The sequence below is a fragment of the Microbulbifer sp. JSM ZJ756 genome, assembly GCF_044383805.1.
Lineage (GTDB): Bacteria > Pseudomonadota > Gammaproteobacteria > Pseudomonadales > Cellvibrionaceae > Microbulbifer > Microbulbifer zhoushanensis.
The window spans coordinates 1-16079 of record NZ_JBISER010000019.1 but is presented as its reverse complement, the minus strand read 5'-3'; the positions used below and the strand labels follow the sequence as shown (position 1 = coordinate 16079).

Sequence of the window (16079 nt, the reverse complement as noted above, 5' to 3'; positions counted from 1 at the left end):
CCACCGTCTACGACGACTTCGGCAACGCCATCGAAGTCACCGACAAGAACGGCAACACCACCTACGCCTGGTACGACGACAAAGACCGCCTGCTGGCGCAGGTGGACCCGGAAGGCTACCTGGTGGAATGGGACTACGACGCCCAGGACAATGTGCTGGAGCAGCGCGTCTACACCCAGCCGCTGGACACCACCGGTATCACCTCAGCCACCCGCCCGGCGGCGCCGGCCGGTGAGGTGTACACCGTCAACAAGACCTACGACGCGGCCAACCGCGTGATCGAGGAGCGTTCACCGCTGGTGGACGTACTCGACAACGACGGCGTACAGACCCGGGAGCGCGTGCTCACCCTGTACACCTACGACGGCAAGGGCAACCAGACCAGCCGCACCGTGGCGGCGGGCACCAGCCAGGAAGCCACCGAGTACAGCTACTACGATGCCGCCGACCGCAAGGTGGCGGTGATCAACAGCGACCGGGTACTGCACACCTACAGCTACGATGAAAACGGCAACCTGACCGAGCGCAAGCGTTACTACAACGCCGTGGCTGCGGGCGTGAACCTGGCGAGCCTGAGTGGCGACACCGCGTTCGCAACGCTGGTGGCAAGCCACACCAACGACCAGGCCACGACCATGGGCTACGACGCCGGCAACCGCCAGACGTCGGAGACCGACCTGATGGACGCGGCCAACGACGCCGACGACATCACCAAGACAATCCGCTACAACGCTCGCGGCGAGCAGACCTGGGCGCAGGACGGGGACGGGTTCGTCACCGAGATGGCCTACGACGCCGCTGGCCGCATCACCAAGAACATCTCCCCGGACGGTACCGGTTCCACCATCCAGTACGATGCCGCCGGCAACCAGACCCTGGTGTACACCGGTGAGATCGACTCGGTTGCCCAGCCCGTAAATGACGACGCCATCAATGCCGAGTTCGGCGATATGCTGGTGATCAGCTGGAACATGCCGCAGGGTGTGGACCAGAAGAGCTGGGTGGTGTGGGGCTCCACCAGCCAGGCGGACATTACCGTTGACGGCCAGCCGGCCTACGACAACCAGAGCGCCGAGCTGGGCACCTGGTTCTCCGATACCGGCGAGGTGTATATCCCCAGCGAGGAGTTCGGCGAGGGCGAGGCACTCTACTTCCGCGTGGTCACCGCCGACCGCGCCGGCAACCTGGCCTGGTCCGAAGAGAAAGTATTGCGGGTACCGCCCACCCTGGGTGCGATCGATGTGGACCGCATCGACAGTGATACCACCACCATCACCGTAGAGGCCGGCAGCAATGCCCAGAACGTGGCCCTGAAATACGGTACCGCGGGCGCCACCAGCACCGCAACGCCGGTGGCCATGCAGCCCAACGGTGATGGCACATGGACCGTCACCATCGATGGCGTTACCAACCTGGATGAAAAGTCCTTCCGCATCAGCTGGCAGGATGCCGCCGGCACCGACTACGAAAGCACCGAGAAAACCTTTGTTGCCAGCGACCCGCACGTAGGCGTCACCACCCAGCTGGGTGAGACCACGGTGATGAGCGGTGAAACCACCAGCTACATCATCAACCTGGACACCCGCGTGCCGGCGGAGACCGCCAGCCAGTTCTCTACGGTAGTCGCGACCCTGACGGACGACAGCGGGGATACGGTGACCGCTGCCGTGGAAGGTGTCGACAACGGCGACGGCACCTGGAGCTATCTGCTGGATCTCGGCACCAGCGCCAGCCCGCTGGCGGCCGGCAGCTACCAGGTCAGCCTGGAGGGTGCCTATGCCGATACCAGCGTGTTCGGTGCCCAGGAGCTCCTGCTCGACCAGTTCAGCGTCGAGCTGAGTGAGACCGCGGCACTGTCCGGCACCCGCCAGGGCCTCACCTGGCAGGCCGCCGATTTGGGTACAGAAGCAGGGCGCACGCAGCTGGTGCTGGTCGACGGCCAGTGGGTACAGAGCACCCGCAACGCGGACGGCCAGCTGTTTGTATCCACCGAGCTTGCGCCGGGCACCCACAGCTACAACGCCTTCTACGGCGAGCAAGTGGGCACCGGCTACAGCCTCGATATCTCCAGCACGGAAATCACCGAGGAAGTCGACGACCCGGAAAACCCCGGTACCACCATCACCAACGTACTGGGCTACGACCAGGACTTCAGCCTGACCCTGGACCCGGCGGAGGTGGCCAACATCAATGGCGACCTGACCCTGTCCTGGCGCGCGGCCGGCAGTGGCCTGGACTTCACTGACAGCACGGTCATGGCCTTTGATGGCACCAGCCACGCTGCCACCCTGTCGCAGCTGCAGGAAGGCGCCTACGACGTCAAGCTCAGCTACACCGATGCCGATGGCAACGAGGTGATCGTGCAGTGGCTGCGCCTCGACAGCGCCCAGGTCACCAGCGGTACCAGCCAGAACTACATCGGCAACAGCGTGACGGTACTGGGCAGCGAGACCGGCGGCAGCATCAATGTGGCCGCCAACGGCCTGATCGACTTCAGCACCGGCCTGTATTCCGGCCCGGGCGGTGACGAGCGCAATTATGTGGATATTACGCTCGACTCCAATAACAACCCGGGCGGCACCCGCACCACCAATGGCGTGGACGCCGGCTACTTTACCGCGAACCGCTACAACGCCCTGAACCAGCTGGTTGCCACCAACGAGGGCAACGGCATCTGGCGTCACTTCGGCGTGGACGCCAACGGCAACCAGGTGGCCACCTACACCACCGGTGAGAACGGGGACGACCTGGCCGCGGCGACCGAAGTGCGCGACAGCTATGCCGTGTTCGACGGCCGCAACCGCATGGTGACCGAGTATGGCGTGGCCACCGGGGTATTCGGTGAGACAGGACTGGTGCGCCCGGAAACCACCTACGGTTACGACGTGCAGGATAACCAGGTATCCGTCACCGATGCCCGCGGCTACAACACCAGCCGCGACTTTAACGCCCTGGGCATGATGACCTGGGAGAACGACAACCGCACCGGTATCACCTATCACCACTACGACCGCCTCGGCAACGAGACCAAAATGGTCGACCAGCTGGGCAACGAGACCAGCAAGCGCTACGACACTGCCGGCCGCCTGGTGGAAGAGATCAACGGTGAGGGCGACCTCAAGCGCTACACCTACGACGCCTTCGGCCGCCGGGTATCCATGTCTGTGGTCGATACCGTGGGCAGCCTGGGTGAGCGCACCACCAGCTTCGTGTATGACAACCGCGATCGCCTGGTCAAGCAGACCGATGCCGGCGGCAACGAACTGAACTTCGGTTACGACAACCGCGACAACCGCACCCACAGCTGGGATATCGCCAACGACCTGACCCGCCAGGAGTACGACGGCCTCAACCGCGTGACCCTGACCGAGTATGAAGGTGTCAACGGCAACCTGGTCACCGAGACCCGCCAGTACGATGCCTACGGCAACCTGATTGCCGAGAAAGACGCCGAGGGCCGGGTGACCAGCCACGAGTACGGCGCCTTCGGCCGCAAGATTGCCACCATCGACCAGGGCGGCCGCAAGGTGGCCTACGAGTACGACGAGTTCGGCAACCAGGTCCGTGAGTACCGCCCGGTAACCACCAGCGCCATCAACACCGGCCTGTGGAACTTCGGCTTCGACGGTGCCGAGCTGAGCCGGGAGGACTTCCGCTTCGAGTTCGGCAAGCTCTACCGCAGCTGGGACCTGTTCGGCACCAGCGGCACCAGCTACAGCAGTGGCCCTGATATCCACCGGGAATACGACGATGCCGGGCGCCTGCTGACTGTGTGGGACAAGAAAACCGATATCGCCACCACCTACCAGTATGACGAGATGGGCAACCGCATGAGCGAAGTGGTTGCCGAGGTGGACGTGAACGGCGATCCCACCAAGACCCTGCGCAATATCTCGTACGACTACGACGAGACCGGGCAGATGTCCCGCTGGCACGACAGCGTCACCGGCCAGCACCTGAACTATCTGTGGGATGCCGCCGGCAACCAGAAGCGGGTGTATACCGATGTGGGCTACGCCGGCGAGGCGGTCAACCACTGGTACAACTATGACGGTGCCAACCGTGTCACCCAGATGCTCGATGGGCAGGCTGGCGACATCATCAGCGGCTTCACCTACGACGGCCTGGGGCAGCGTGCAACCTGGAATAACGGTGAGGCGATAGTCACTTATGACTATAACCTCAGTGGCTGGGTGAAAAGCGCAAGCTGGACCGACCCCAGTAATGGAGCCATGCACAGCACCTGGCAGTACGATGCTGACGGCAACATCAGTCGTTACGAAACCCGTAAAGGAACGCTTGCTACACCAGGCGAAATCCAGTCCTATTCCTATACGACCTACAGCGCCAATGGTATTTCCACCTTCAGCGACAGCGACGACCAGAAGACTTACAGCACCTACGACGATTCCGGTCGCCTGCTGAAGACCAAGCTGGTCACCGAGGACGCCACTTACACCTACACCTACTACTACCACGGGGATGGCCGTGAGCAGAAGATCGTGGGTAAGGGCGATGCCAAGGGCACCTCCACTTATACCTACGATGCCAACGACAAGCTCACGCGCCTCGACAAGGGCAAGGGGGACAATCAGGACAGCAAGGAATACCTGACCTTCGTCTACAACAACGATGGCCAGATCCTGTATCGCTACCACGACGAGGGTACCGATAACGACATCAGCGAGACCGAGTTCCAGTATGCCAACGGCCACGCCGTGGGCGAGAAGAAAACCTGGCAGAACGGCGACCCCGCCGAAGAGAAGCTGGACACCGGCGACTACAACCTGATGCAGAACATCGGTGAGGACTACCCGTCCGGCGCCGTTACCAGCGTCACCGCCGTGGATGGCGACAGCCTGCAGTCCATTGCTGCGCGGGTTTACGGCAATCCCAGCCTGTGGTTTGTGCTGGCGGCAGCCAACGGGCTGGATCCCAGCCAGCCGATCAAGGGCGGCGTTAAAATCAGCGTTCCCAACACCGTGGAAACCGGTCGCCTCGATGCCGACACCCACAAGGTGTACAACGAGAACGACATCATCGGCTCCACATTGCCCAATCTGAAGACGCCAAAGTCGGATGATGATTGCGGGAATATTTTGATGATTATCGTAGCGGTAGTCATCACTGCAGTTGCTTCCTTCTTCCTTGGCCCGCTGGCTGCCCAGATAGGTACTTACTTGGTTGGTTTAGGCGCCAGCGCGACAGTTGCTTCTGTCGGTGGTCTCTTTATAGCTGGTGCTTTACTGGGCGCTGCTGCCTCTATCGTGCAGCAGGGAATCTTTATCGCGCTGGGATATCAAGAAAGTTTCGACTGGAAGCAAGTGGCAGCGGAGGCCGTAACCAGTGCATTTACTGCCGGTGCCCAGGGACTGGGTGGCGTGGCGAAAGCAGCGAAACTCAGCACTACAATGGCTAAGGTAGCTGCTGCTGCGACGAGAGTCGTAGGCGCTGCTGCGAAACAATTCATCACCAATGGAAAAATCACTAGTTGGTCAAGCCTTGCTGCCGCTGCTATAGCACCCACCAAAGAAGTAGGGGGAAGCGATAACATACTAGAGAGCATCACTACCCTCAGTGAGGTCTCCGTGGAAATGATTACGCCTTGGCTTGGTGCTGCGGAGACCTATATCCGCGAGGGTGAATTGAGCACGGGAGACTGGGTGGCCGCTGTGGGGCAGACCATTGGTGCCGCAGTGGGTAATGGAGATAATCAGTTCGAAGTTCTCGACGGTGGCCTCCAGGATGACCTGTTGATAGGCGGCGCTATGAGCCTAATCGACAAACAGGCAGGTAAAGATTATGTCGCCAATGCGGTTGGCCAGGAAGCTGGAGGGCGGATCGCCGGATATATCGGTGATATGAAGTTCGGCAGTAATCTGAGTCTGAAGGAGCGCTCCCGAGCTGGTAATTCACAAGTCAACTCGCTTATAGATACGGCCGGGCAGGAGGTTGCCAGCTTTTTCAACCAAGTTGAGCCGGTAGACACGGGTTTCACCGGCGGCTTTAACAATGACTTGTTCAATCGTAATCTGGCTGGAGTAGGCCTCAGTGGGGATAGCAGTGACCCACTGGCGTTGGCAGCAGATCCTCTTGCGCAAAACAGGGGGCCGCAGACCTACGCCATGCAGTCTGGTGATAACCCCAGCTCCATCGCAAGACAACAGCTGGGTCCCAATGCCAGTGAACGGGATGTCCAGCTGTATGCCCAGCAGCTGTTGTCAATCAATCCGGAGCTTCAGGGCAACAACACCCGTGGTATCCAGATAGGTACCGAGGTGGTTCTGCCCACCGGGTCTGAGCAAATTTCAGCCAGTGCCCTCAACACCTATGGTGGGGATGTGGCCGTGACTGAAATTAATAAGATTGCCAATGGCGATGCAGATGCGTTGGTGAACCTCGATGGCACTATCAATACCGAAGCTATGCAGGCGGCGAGTCGCAACTTTGCCAATGCCGGGCTGAATTTTGACTTCCGGTCTGCGAGTAGTAGTCAAAAGAACAACCTCGGGCGGTTTAGCCTCATGCAGAAGGTTGACGGCGGGGACTACCTGATCCAGGGCGATGTGATGCAGACGGTCACGGATCTGGGTATCAGTTTCAATAATAATGATGCGTTCTTTAGTAGTAGCCAGAATGCTCTGGCCAATGTTGACGCGGAGTTCTTGCCTTCCATAGCGTCTCTCACCGGAGGGGCTAGCATTGTGACTGCCGGCAGTGCTCTTGGCAGCAATGGGGATGGGGCCGATCCATCGATCCTCAGTGGTGATTATTGGCAGAGTGCATGGGCAGACTTGAGCAATGATCCCCTTGGTGAGGTCCAGGACACCCTGTCAGCAACATGGAATACGGTCAATAATGCTGCGAATACCCTCTTTGGGGCCGCTGAATTGGCAGTGGGTGGAACTTGGAACGGCGCAGTAAGCACGGGGGCTGGCTTTATATCAATTCCAGCGCTTGGACATTCGGCAGGTGCCGCCGTTGCTGTTCAGGAAGGCGTTTATGATACCCTGAGCTGGGATATGAAGAGCGATGGCGCCAAAGGGATAATCAATGCCCTGGCACCGGCCGGGCAGTATGTCGGTGAAAAAATAGACACAGCCCGGGCTTATAGCGAGGGGCAGATTGGGGATCTGGGGACCACTGTTCTCTTTGGTGGCGTTGAGGCAGGGCTAGAGATCGGTGGTCTGCTGACCGGGACTAAGGGGGTTAAGTCTGCGATTGATGAGATTCCTCTTGGGGCGCGTCGGGTGGACGCTGAGGGTGTCGGCGTTCCAAACAACAAAATCAACATGCGTAGCGCTGATGATTTAATGGGCGTTGAACCTGCGTCACCTGAACTAATATCAGCAGTTTCTAAAAAGCGTGATGTTGTTATTGCCCAACCAGGTTCGGAAGAGCTTCGGATGTTGGATTACTTTGGGGCTGAGGCATCTGTAGGCGGTGCTAATAACACCCACATTCTACTGCGTGAAAATCCTAGTAAGGCAGCTTTGCTGGAAGAGTTCTTACACGGAACTCAGTCGAAGTTAGGCATTACCGATCGCTTGGGAACTAGTGGTCTGGGAAGTGCGGAGACGCATGTCAAAGACTTTATGATCAGGCACCAAAAAATGCTGGGTTTAGGTGACGAAGACGTTCAGATATTGCAGATACTTAGAGATAAGGGGCTGTGATAATGGAGGTAAAAATGAACATACGAGAAAAGTTTGAATTATCAGACGGAATCACAATTTTGGCATGTGCAGGCTACGATCCGAAGTTTGACGTAGTTGGTAAAACATTCAGTTTGGTTCTTGGTGAAGAGGTTAGGCAAACTCTGACGATATCTGGCGAAAGGAAAATGCTTAACCAGAACTCCAATCTTGATCAACGGGCTTTCGAGACAAACGATGTTGTTTCTTTGTCTCAGGAAGAAGCTCGAAGTGGGGAGTGGCAGCTAATTGGTGAGTGACGTTAAGCTCGGTTGATCACCGGGCTTAATGTTGTTCCAAACAAAAATTCCTTGGACTCATTATCCTTTCGATCTTCCACAGATGCAGGGGAGATTTATGATCCAGCAAAATTTGCAAGAGTTCAGGAAGCTCTTGAAAAACAAGGCGTTAGTTTTGTGACTGGTGATGAAGGAAGGAGAATGGCTAATGCCTTGGGGGGAGAAGCGCTATATATGCCAGCTGAACCTGGAATGCCAGGTATTATGGTGTTTGGGCCAAACCCGACAAGAGCGCAAGTGATTGAGGAAGTTTTACATTTTGGTCAGCATAAGAAAGCCGGTTTCGGTAGTATTGGCGACCAGATAGTAGACTTAGAAATTCAGGCGCAAGATCAGCTATTAAAATTAGGAGCCCGGAAGAATTGGACTAACGCTGAACTCCAACAAATCGAGCGTGCAAAAGTTCAATAGGTTGATGGCGGTTATCTCACTCTTGACCACCGGCGCCTTGAGTCAGCTATCTGGGCTGGGGAGGACTTTATACCGTCCAATGTGCACTCATATTTTGATACGATGCCTCCAAACCTGCGTGGTCGCTTTGCTATTGACGCTGATGCAAATGAATAAAAAAGACACCCATAAATTATTCAGCTTGAGGCAAATTTCTACGGACCTTGCTTCTGTGTGATTGAGGATGGGTGCTCGACGGAGTAAAGGGCTAATTTGTGGGTGTCCGCGCCAGGCCGCTCTATCGAGGCGTAATGATTCCTCGCATCAGGCATGTGATGGCGCTATTTGAAAGGATGACTAGATCTTACGTAACCGAAGGTGGGGAAAGGTAGCGCTCGCAGTCGCGTATACCGTGCACCCAACGTTTGCCCAGCTGCTCGCAGGCTTGGCGCACAGCATGGGCACTACCCACCAGGCTCTTGAAGCGGCTCTCAAAGTTCCGGTTCAGGTAAAGCCAGTGCCGTGGATCAATTTGCAGGCGCTCGAGGATGGGCGGCAGCTTGCCGTCAATGGCCCCGCGTTTACCCTTACGCAGGCAGCGCCCACTCCAGTCCACCAGTTCCAGGTAGTCCGACAGGCGAAAGGGCATGCCTTCAGGCATGGGTTGCCGGGGATTGCCCGCGAAGGGGAATAGCTGATCAGGCTGATAGCCGCCATCCCTGACCGCGGCAATACGCCGCTGGATCGAGGTATGATCGGATGCTTCCGGTGACTCGGCCATTCTTGCCCGAATCGGGTTCAGGTCCACGTAGGCCATACAGGCTGCCAGTGCCCGCTCATCCAGCAGGGCCTGGGACTTGAAGCGCCCCTCCCAGAATCGACCGGTACACCGGTCTTCCCGGTTGGCCTCACGGGCGATAGACTCGTTGAGATAGCGCATAAACCAGCTGATGTCGGTAAGGCGCTCACGCCAGCTCTCCGCGACCTCGATAAGACGGGCAAGCTCAGCCGAGCCCAGGGCGTCCCCACGGACGAAACGCCGAGAAAGGCTTGAACCCTTGCATAGCCGATGCCAGCGCTCCACTACCTCGCGAAGGTCCCAGTCAGCCGCCTGTGCGGAATTCACGTACAGCACCACATGGTAATGGTTGCTCATCACAGCATAGGCACAGATCTCCAGCGCAAATATACGGGAGAGTGAAAGAAATCTGTCCTCAATCCACTGTCGACGGTGCTCAAAGCACTGCCCGGTACGCTCGTCCCGCCCACACAGGAAGGCGCGTCGCACACAGCGTGACACGCAGTGATAGTATGGAGTAGTTTCCGGGCAGATCAGGGTCTTACGCGGCCTGGTCATCGGTAGATATCAGGTTGCTGGATGAATAAACAGTATTCTGCATGAGCGAGCTAAGAGTGCAACAGGCGGGGCGTCGGATTCTCTGTATTTGGTGGGTGTCCCCTTTCCTCTATGGGTGTCCCCTTTCCTCTATGGGTGTCCCCTTTCCTACTATCCCCTTTCCTACTACTATGTCTGGAAACGATGAATTTGATCAGTACTATTCAGATATAGAGTGCGGCAGACGAGTTGTTGTGACCAAATCCTATTTTGAAGGCCTGAAGTCGATGGGGGTTAATTTTTTTACAGTCCCTTATTTGTCTACTACCTATCACGTTATTGGTTATGTTCCGGAGTTACGCCAAGCTATCTTAGTGGGTGAGGCCGGTTGCTAAAAATAAGGGTCCTCGGCAGGAAAATAAAAAGTACACCCATAAAAGAAAGAAGAAAAAGGACACCCATAGATTACTTATCTTGAGGCGAACTTCTACAGACCTTGCTTCTGTGTGATTGAGGATGGGTGTTCGACGGAGTAAAGGGCTAATTTGTGGTTGTCCCCTTTTTTATCCTGATGGGTGTCCCCTTTCCTCCAACGGAAAGCTTAAATGGGGATGATTAAGAACTTGGTGCTCATTGATTGAGTTGAGAAGTATAATTCTTTTTAGAGGCGGGTATGCAGTTAGTTAAATTGACATTTTTAATGCTATCGTTATTGCTTTCTGTAGATAAGTCGAATGCTGCGGAAGGGGGCTATCCTTTTGTGGGCGTCTATAGCAACATGTTCATTCATGAAAAGACACAAGATGTACTTGGCGTAGAGATAATGATTATGTTATCGGGTCAAGATTATTACGTTGTATTTCAGTCAGCATCTGGTGTCGCTAGGCCTCCAATAGTTGTCAAAGCTAGTATAAAGAAAAATATTTTGCGATTTACTGTTGAAGACCGTTTTGGCTACAGTGGAACTTTTGAGGGTGAAATTCTTGAGGGTGGAATTAAAGGTGGATTTCTGGAGGGTCAGTTAATTGAAGGAAATAAGAAGAAGGCGCTAATTAAAAGGAAAGAGAGTTTCTGGAACTTGACAGACTATTGGAAGAGCAGAGAAATAAGAAATGCTGGTCAATAAAAAGGTTCTTCGTAAGTCAGTGTAACGAATAAAAAGGAAACCCATAATTTATTCAGCTTGAGGAAATTTCTACGGACCTTGCTTCTGTGTGATTGAGGATGGGTGCTCGACGGAGTGAAGGGCTAATTTGTGGGTGTCCCCTTTTTCCTCCTTTTTCTTTTTTCCGCTCCCTGGGAGAAGAGATAATCTATGAAGAGTTTTAAATATAAGATATTTGGCGCAGACACTCTCGAGGGGGTTTATGGTTGCTTGCGAAGCGAACTAAAAGAGTGGCTTGAAGCAGCTAAAGCGAAAGACCTTCTAGCCAAATCTATCGGGAAAGTCGAGGAAAGCCTACAGGTTAACGGGGTCAAGGCTTTGGTGCCCATGTCAAGAAATAAAAAGGACACCCATAAATTATCTATTTGGAGGCAAAGCTCTACGGAGGTTGCTTCTGTGTGAGTGAGGATGGGTGCTCGACGGAGTAAAGGGCTAATTTGTGTGTGTCCGCGCCAGGCCGCTCTATCGAGGCGTAATGATTCCTCGCATCAGGCATGCGATGGCGCTATTTGAAAGCCTGGTTAGGTTCTACGTGACCGATGGTGGGGAAAGGTAGCGCTCGCAGTCGCGTATACCGTGCACCCAACGTTTGCCCAGGTGCTCGCAGGCTTGGCGCACAGCATGGGCACTACCCACCAGGCTCTTGAAGCGGCTCTCAAAGTTCCGGTTCAGGTAAAGCCAGTGCCGTGGATCAATTTGCAGGCGCTCAAGGATCGGCGGCAGCTTGCCGTCGATAGCCCCGCGTTTATCTTCCCGCAGGCAGCGCCCACTCCAGTCCACCAGTTGCAGGTAGTCCGATAGCCGAAAGGGCATGCCTTCAGGCATGGGACTACGGGGATTACCGGCGAAGGGGAATAGCGGTTCAGGCTGATGGCCACCCTCCCTGACCGCACCAATGCGCCGCTGGACTGAGGTATGGTCGGACTCTTCCGGCGACTCGGCCATTTTCGCCCGGATCGGGTTCAGGTCCACGTAGGCCATGCAGGCTGCCAGGGCGCGTTCATCCAGCAGGGCCTGGGACTTGAAGCGCCCTTCCCAGAATCGACCGGTACACCGGTCTTCCCGGTTGGCCTCACGGGCGATAGACTCGTTGAGATAGCGCATAAACCAACTGATGTCGGTAAGGCGCTGACGCCAGCTCTCTGCGACCTCGATAAGACGGGCAAGCTCCGCCGAGCCCAGGGCCTCTCCACGGAAGAAACGCTGGGAAAGGCTCGTACCTTTGCACAGCCGATGCCAGCGCTCCACTACCTCGCGAAGGTCCCAGTCAGCCGCCTGTGCGGAATTCACGTACAGCACCACATGGTAATGGTTGCTCATCACAGCATAGGCACAGATCTCCAGCGCAAATATACGGGAGAGTGAGAGTAGCCGCTCCGCAATCCATTGCCGACGGTGCTCAAAGCACTGCCCGGTACGCTCGTCCCGCCCACACAGGAAGGCGCGTCGCACACAGCGTGACACGCAGTGATAGTATGGAGTGGCTTCCGGGCAGATCAGGGTCTTACGCGGCCTGGTCATCGGTAGATATCAGGTTGCTGGATGAATAAACAGTATTCTGCATGAGCGGGCTAAGAGTGCAACAGGCGGGGCGTAGGATTCTCTGTATTTGATGGGTGTCCCCTTTCCTCAGTGATTCATGACAGAATGGAAATTGGTAACTTTCAGCCTCTGCCCAAAACTCTTAATAGATCGAAAGGCTCGAAATTAGACTGGTCGACATACAAGAAGAGTGATCTAGATCCTGTATATGTTAAGAATTTAAGTGACGACCAAATTGATATCGAACGAGCAATTCAGCGTCAGATCAATGATTTTTATAAATCAAACAAGGGTAAGAATTAGATATGACATTATCCTATCCTTATGTCTGTTCTAGTCAGGCTGAAGTGCCTGAAGAAGCATTGTCTTATATAGATAAAGGAATACTGGAGGGGGTTGGCGGCGCTTTTTCTGAAATTTTTCCCTTGTTCGCCCGAGTCTTTGATCGGGCTAGTTGGACAATTGATTCTCGTTGGAGTGCACCAAAGTTAGTCATTAAAAAAGGTATGCGAGAGTGGGTCTCATATCTTGCTGTCCAGCGTGATGAAAAGAATCTATTTTTTTTTGCTTCAGCCCGAATTTGCAGAAAAGGAAGGGGAGTTGTTCGATGAGGATTATCGAATGCTCCCTGAAAGCTGGAAAGAGATTTATCGATGGTTTAATTCGTTCTGTGTGACAGGGGAAAGTTATTGTCCGATGGAATGGTGGAATACTCCCTTTCGTTATTCTGCAAGACTGGACCTTGATGAATATGAGCAGGGAAGTGGTGCGTCAAGAGAGGTAACTGAAAAGTTTGCCAAGTCCATCGGTTGCCGAAGAGACGAGCTTCGTTGCTGGATGTTGACAGAGAATGAAGATGCGTTATTTGTGAATGAGGGTGCATGCGATGGAAAAGTATTTCATGTAAATGGCAAAAATATGGATGTAATAACTGAGTTGCATGATCCGAGGATGAAAATGGATGATTATTTGGCGCATTATCTGTCAGGTGGGAAGCCGAAAGATTTTAGTTTTTAAATAAAAAGAAAATAGAAAATAAAAGGGACACCCATAAAAGAGAAAATAAAAGGGACACCCATAAAATGAATGATTGTTCCGGCAATAAAAAGGACACCCATAAATTATCTATTTGGAAGCAAAGCTCTACGGATGTTGCTTCTGTGTGATTGAGGACGGGTGCTCGACGGAGTAAAGGGCTAATTTGTGGGTGTCCGCGCCAGGCCGCTCTATCGAGGCGTAATGATTCCTCGCATCAGGCATGCGATGGCGCTATTTGAAAGCGTAGTTAGGTTTTACGTGACGGAAGGTGGGGAAAGGTAGCGCTCGCAGTCGCGAATACCGTGCACCCAACGTTTACCCAGGTGCTCGCAGGCTTGGCGCACAACGTGGGCACTACCCACCAGGCTCTTGAAGCGGCTCTCAAAGTTCCGGTCCAGGTAAAGCCAGTGCCGTGGATCAATTTGCAGGCGCTCGAGGATTGGCGACAGCTATCCTGACACATAGGGGATGCGCCCGATAAATAATTCGAAATTTGGGGGTACGAGGAAATGTTCAAAAAATTAATAATCCTGGCGCTTACGGTAGGTGCTGTCGGTTGTGCCGGCGTCCAGAATGCGCCGCTGTCTCAGGATAGCCTGCCGGTGATTGAGGGGCGGCAGGTAAGTGGCGTCAACTGGGAGAAGCCAGATTTTATCGCGACTACGCCTGGCAAGGCTGCTTTCGGTGCTCTCGGGCTGCCGGCTATGATCTCGGCTGGCAACAAGCTCGTTGAGGAAAACAATATTCCGGTTCCGGCGGACAAGATCTATGACGAACTGGTGGCGGCCATGGCGAAAAATTACCGTGTGGTGCCGCTTGATGACAATACCATCTCTGCAGAGGACGATGATGTTGAGTCGCTGACCAAGCAGGTCGATGATTCACGCCTGCTGCTTGATGTGCGCTCGACCTACTGGACTTACGTCAATTACGCTTTCTCACCGACGAAATATAAAGTGAGCATTGCCGCAAAGATGCGTTTGATTGATTCTGCCACGGATGAAGTTCTTGCTGCTTCACAGTGCATATCCCCGTTTCCAGAAGATGCCGATGCGGCACCCACTCATGATGAGTTGGTGGCAAATGGCGCGGAACGGATGAAGCTTGAGCTGGATAAGGCGACCAATTACTGTATTGCTGAGTTCAAGTCAAAAACCCTGATGCTGTAACTCAGGGGCTGCTACAGCGCAGTGTCAAGTATTAAAAAAGCAACACAGGTTTAACCCGCGTCGCTTTTTTTATTGAAGGGCGGTGAAGGTGGCGGTGCAAAAGTAACTGCAAACCCGCTGTTCAAGCAGGCGCTTATTTGCAGGCGTATAGCTCTGTCGAGATTTTTTTCAGGGCCGAAGCCGTCGGCCATTGCTGGTTGGCAGAGCAGAGAATTCCGTCTCTTACGGTAGCCTTTCACTGGATGGTGAGCTGGGGCCATTATTAAGCATTGAAAATGACCTTGAGCTGAGTGTTGAAAGCGTAGCGTTGCTTCCCGATGGAGCCAAACTGTTTGAAGTCGAAACCAAGGAGTTTGATCCGGACTACGTAGGTATTATCGCGAAGGTTGATGCCGATAATAATATTCCCAGGCTGGCAAATGGCCTGGTTGCTGAGCCGTTTACACTGGATACGAGTGATTTTACGGTAAGCCAGCAGGCGGAGTCGTTTAGCGTGGTGGACTGGGCGGTTGGTGACCCGATAACTATCCAGAAGCGCAATCGCGCAGCGGAAATAACAATTACTGACCTGGTCGGGCAGTGATTTGCCCTGGGGCGGGAGAGACCTGCCCGCCCTTGTTCCGCGCCTAAAGGATGTTGCCCGAACGGTTGTCGCTGTTCGGGTACCCAGAATCCACTTGGGGCTCCGGGGTTGCTAGTCCGGGGGCTCCCGGGTCTGGCTGTGCAGCCGGCCCTCTCTTTCCCAGTCCCCTTCATATTTCTGCATTTCCTCTCCCTTGGTGGCATACCCCCTGCCGCTTGGCATGGTTCCCAGGTTTAGCCCTTTTACTTGTTCCTGCCCTGCTCCCTGCCTGGGCGAGAATTAGATCAGAACCTCTCTGGCGCCTAATTCACTCGGTAATCGTGACCTGGTTCAAGTTTTTCGCGTGAAGTCCCTAAACTTTTCCCGCCAGCGAAGGATAGACAAGCAGATAACGAATTTTGGGGCGACAGGGTGTCGCCTATCCGGACTTTTTAGGGGACTTCTCGATGTCTGTAACGCTTGTTGGCGGTAACGAACTGGGCCTGCTGGATTCTTCTTACGCACTCCTGAACGATAACAAACGCACGGCCAACAACCAGGTTGGTGGCGACGAGAAGCTGTACGTCAACGTCTCCAACGGCAACCTGCTCATCCAGCACCAGGACGCCTACCTGCCCAGCATGGGTGACGACTTCAACCTGGTGCGTACCTACAACGCCCGCGGGGCCGCCAGCGATGCCCACGGCCACGAGGACGCCCGCTGGTACTTCTCCACCGGCATCCGCCTGGACGTCAGGCAGGGTGGCCAGTACCTGGAGGTCCGCTACGGCGATGGCAGCCTGTACGATTACTACTGGGATGAGGCCCGCCAGCTGTATGTGTCGGTGGACGGCGCCGGCGCCTACGAGACCATCCGCGACCTG

Annotated in this window: 12 protein-coding genes; 10 read left to right on the top strand and 2 right to left on the bottom strand. The window is 54.9% G+C overall.

Annotated features, from left to right (window positions below; translation table 11 throughout):
- From ACH6CX_RS18380 to ACH6CX_RS18370, 3 genes are all read left to right on the top strand, one after another.
- Nucleotides 1–7676: LysM peptidoglycan-binding domain-containing protein (locus ACH6CX_RS18380; protein WP_396676190.1), on the top strand; the 7676-nt coding region annotated here is incomplete at its 5' end.
- Nucleotides 7677–7690: 14 nt separating this feature from the next.
- Complete coding sequence (locus ACH6CX_RS18375; RefSeq protein WP_396676188.1) at nucleotides 7691–7954, top strand: hypothetical protein; 264 nt, start codon at nucleotides 7691–7693, stop codon at nucleotides 7952–7954.
- Nucleotides 7955–8005: 51 nt separating this feature from the next.
- Nucleotides 8006–8404 carry a hypothetical protein gene (locus ACH6CX_RS18370; RefSeq protein ID WP_396676186.1) on the top strand — a complete coding sequence of 133 codons (399 nt, stop codon included), beginning with the start codon at nucleotides 8006–8008 and terminating at the stop codon, nucleotides 8402–8404.
- Between the two features lie 343 nt (nucleotides 8405–8747).
- Here ACH6CX_RS18370 and ACH6CX_RS18365 read toward each other — a convergent pair whose 3' ends face one another.
- Entirely contained in the window at nucleotides 8748–9740 is a 993-nt protein-coding gene (locus tag ACH6CX_RS18365) for a transposase (RefSeq protein ID WP_334079322.1), read from the bottom strand.
- 652 nt (nucleotides 9741–10392) lie between these two features.
- Here ACH6CX_RS18365 and ACH6CX_RS18360 point away from each other — a divergent pair.
- Together ACH6CX_RS18360 and ACH6CX_RS18355 are read left to right on the top strand one after the other, a co-directional pair.
- Nucleotides 10393–10845: a hypothetical protein gene (locus ACH6CX_RS18360; RefSeq protein WP_233006474.1), complete on the top strand. Its 453-nt coding sequence runs from the start codon at nucleotides 10393–10395 to the stop codon at nucleotides 10843–10845.
- 189 nt (nucleotides 10846–11034) lie between these two features.
- A complete protein-coding gene (locus tag ACH6CX_RS18355; protein WP_396676184.1) occupies nucleotides 11035–11286 on the top strand; it encodes a hypothetical protein in 252 nt (83 codons plus the stop codon).
- A 126-nt stretch (nucleotides 11287–11412) separates the two neighbouring features.
- Here the strand turns inward: ACH6CX_RS18355 and ACH6CX_RS18350 are convergent, their stop codons facing one another.
- Complete coding sequence (locus ACH6CX_RS18350; protein WP_396676182.1) at nucleotides 11413–12405, bottom strand: transposase; 993 nt, start codon at nucleotides 12403–12405, stop codon at nucleotides 11413–11415.
- 326 nt (nucleotides 12406–12731) lie between these two features.
- Between ACH6CX_RS18350 and ACH6CX_RS18345 the strand changes: the two genes are divergently transcribed.
- The 5 genes from ACH6CX_RS18345 to ACH6CX_RS18325 form a co-directional block, all read left to right on the top strand.
- Nucleotides 12732–13037, top strand: coding sequence for a hypothetical protein (locus ACH6CX_RS18345; protein WP_396676180.1), 306 nt, complete (start codon nucleotides 12732–12734; stop codon nucleotides 13035–13037).
- The gene (locus ACH6CX_RS18340) at nucleotides 13027–13443 is read left to right on the top strand and encodes a hypothetical protein (protein WP_396676178.1); all 417 of its coding nucleotides are present in this window, start codon (nucleotides 13027–13029) and stop codon (nucleotides 13441–13443) included. Before ACH6CX_RS18345 ends, ACH6CX_RS18340 begins: the two co-directional genes overlap by 11 nt.
- Before the next feature lie 530 nt (nucleotides 13444–13973).
- Nucleotides 13974–14633 carry a hypothetical protein gene (locus ACH6CX_RS18335; protein WP_396676176.1) on the top strand — a complete coding sequence of 220 codons (660 nt, stop codon included), beginning with the start codon at nucleotides 13974–13976 and terminating at the stop codon, nucleotides 14631–14633.
- Nucleotides 14634–14823: 190 nt separating this feature from the next.
- Nucleotides 14824–15216, top strand: coding sequence for a hypothetical protein (locus tag ACH6CX_RS18330; protein WP_396676174.1), 393 nt, complete (start codon nucleotides 14824–14826; stop codon nucleotides 15214–15216).
- A 446-nt stretch (nucleotides 15217–15662) separates the two neighbouring features.
- Nucleotides 15663–16079: DUF6531 domain-containing protein (locus ACH6CX_RS18325; protein ID WP_396676172.1), on the top strand; the 417-nt coding region annotated here is incomplete at its 3' end.

Bases quoted from the DNA above. Each gene is read 5' to 3' on its own strand.
- ACH6CX_RS18375 (WP_396676188.1), top strand. From the start codon at position 7,691: ATGAACATACGAGAAAAGTTTGAATTATCAGACGGAATCACAATTTTG.
- ACH6CX_RS18365 (WP_334079322.1), bottom strand. From the start codon at position 9,740: ATGACCAGGCCGCGTAAGACCCTGATCTGCCCGGAAACTACTCCATAC.
- ACH6CX_RS18360 (WP_233006474.1), top strand. From the start codon at position 10,393: ATGCAGTTAGTTAAATTGACATTTTTAATGCTATCGTTATTGCTTTCT.
- ACH6CX_RS18355 (WP_396676184.1), top strand. From the start codon at position 11,035: ATGAAGAGTTTTAAATATAAGATATTTGGCGCAGACACTCTCGAGGGG.
- ACH6CX_RS18350 (WP_396676182.1), bottom strand. From the start codon at position 12,405: ATGACCAGGCCGCGTAAGACCCTGATCTGCCCGGAAGCCACTCCATAC.
- ACH6CX_RS18345 (WP_396676180.1), top strand. From the start codon at position 12,732: ATGACATTATCCTATCCTTATGTCTGTTCTAGTCAGGCTGAAGTGCCT.
- ACH6CX_RS18335 (WP_396676176.1), top strand. From the start codon at position 13,974: ATGTTCAAAAAATTAATAATCCTGGCGCTTACGGTAGGTGCTGTCGGT.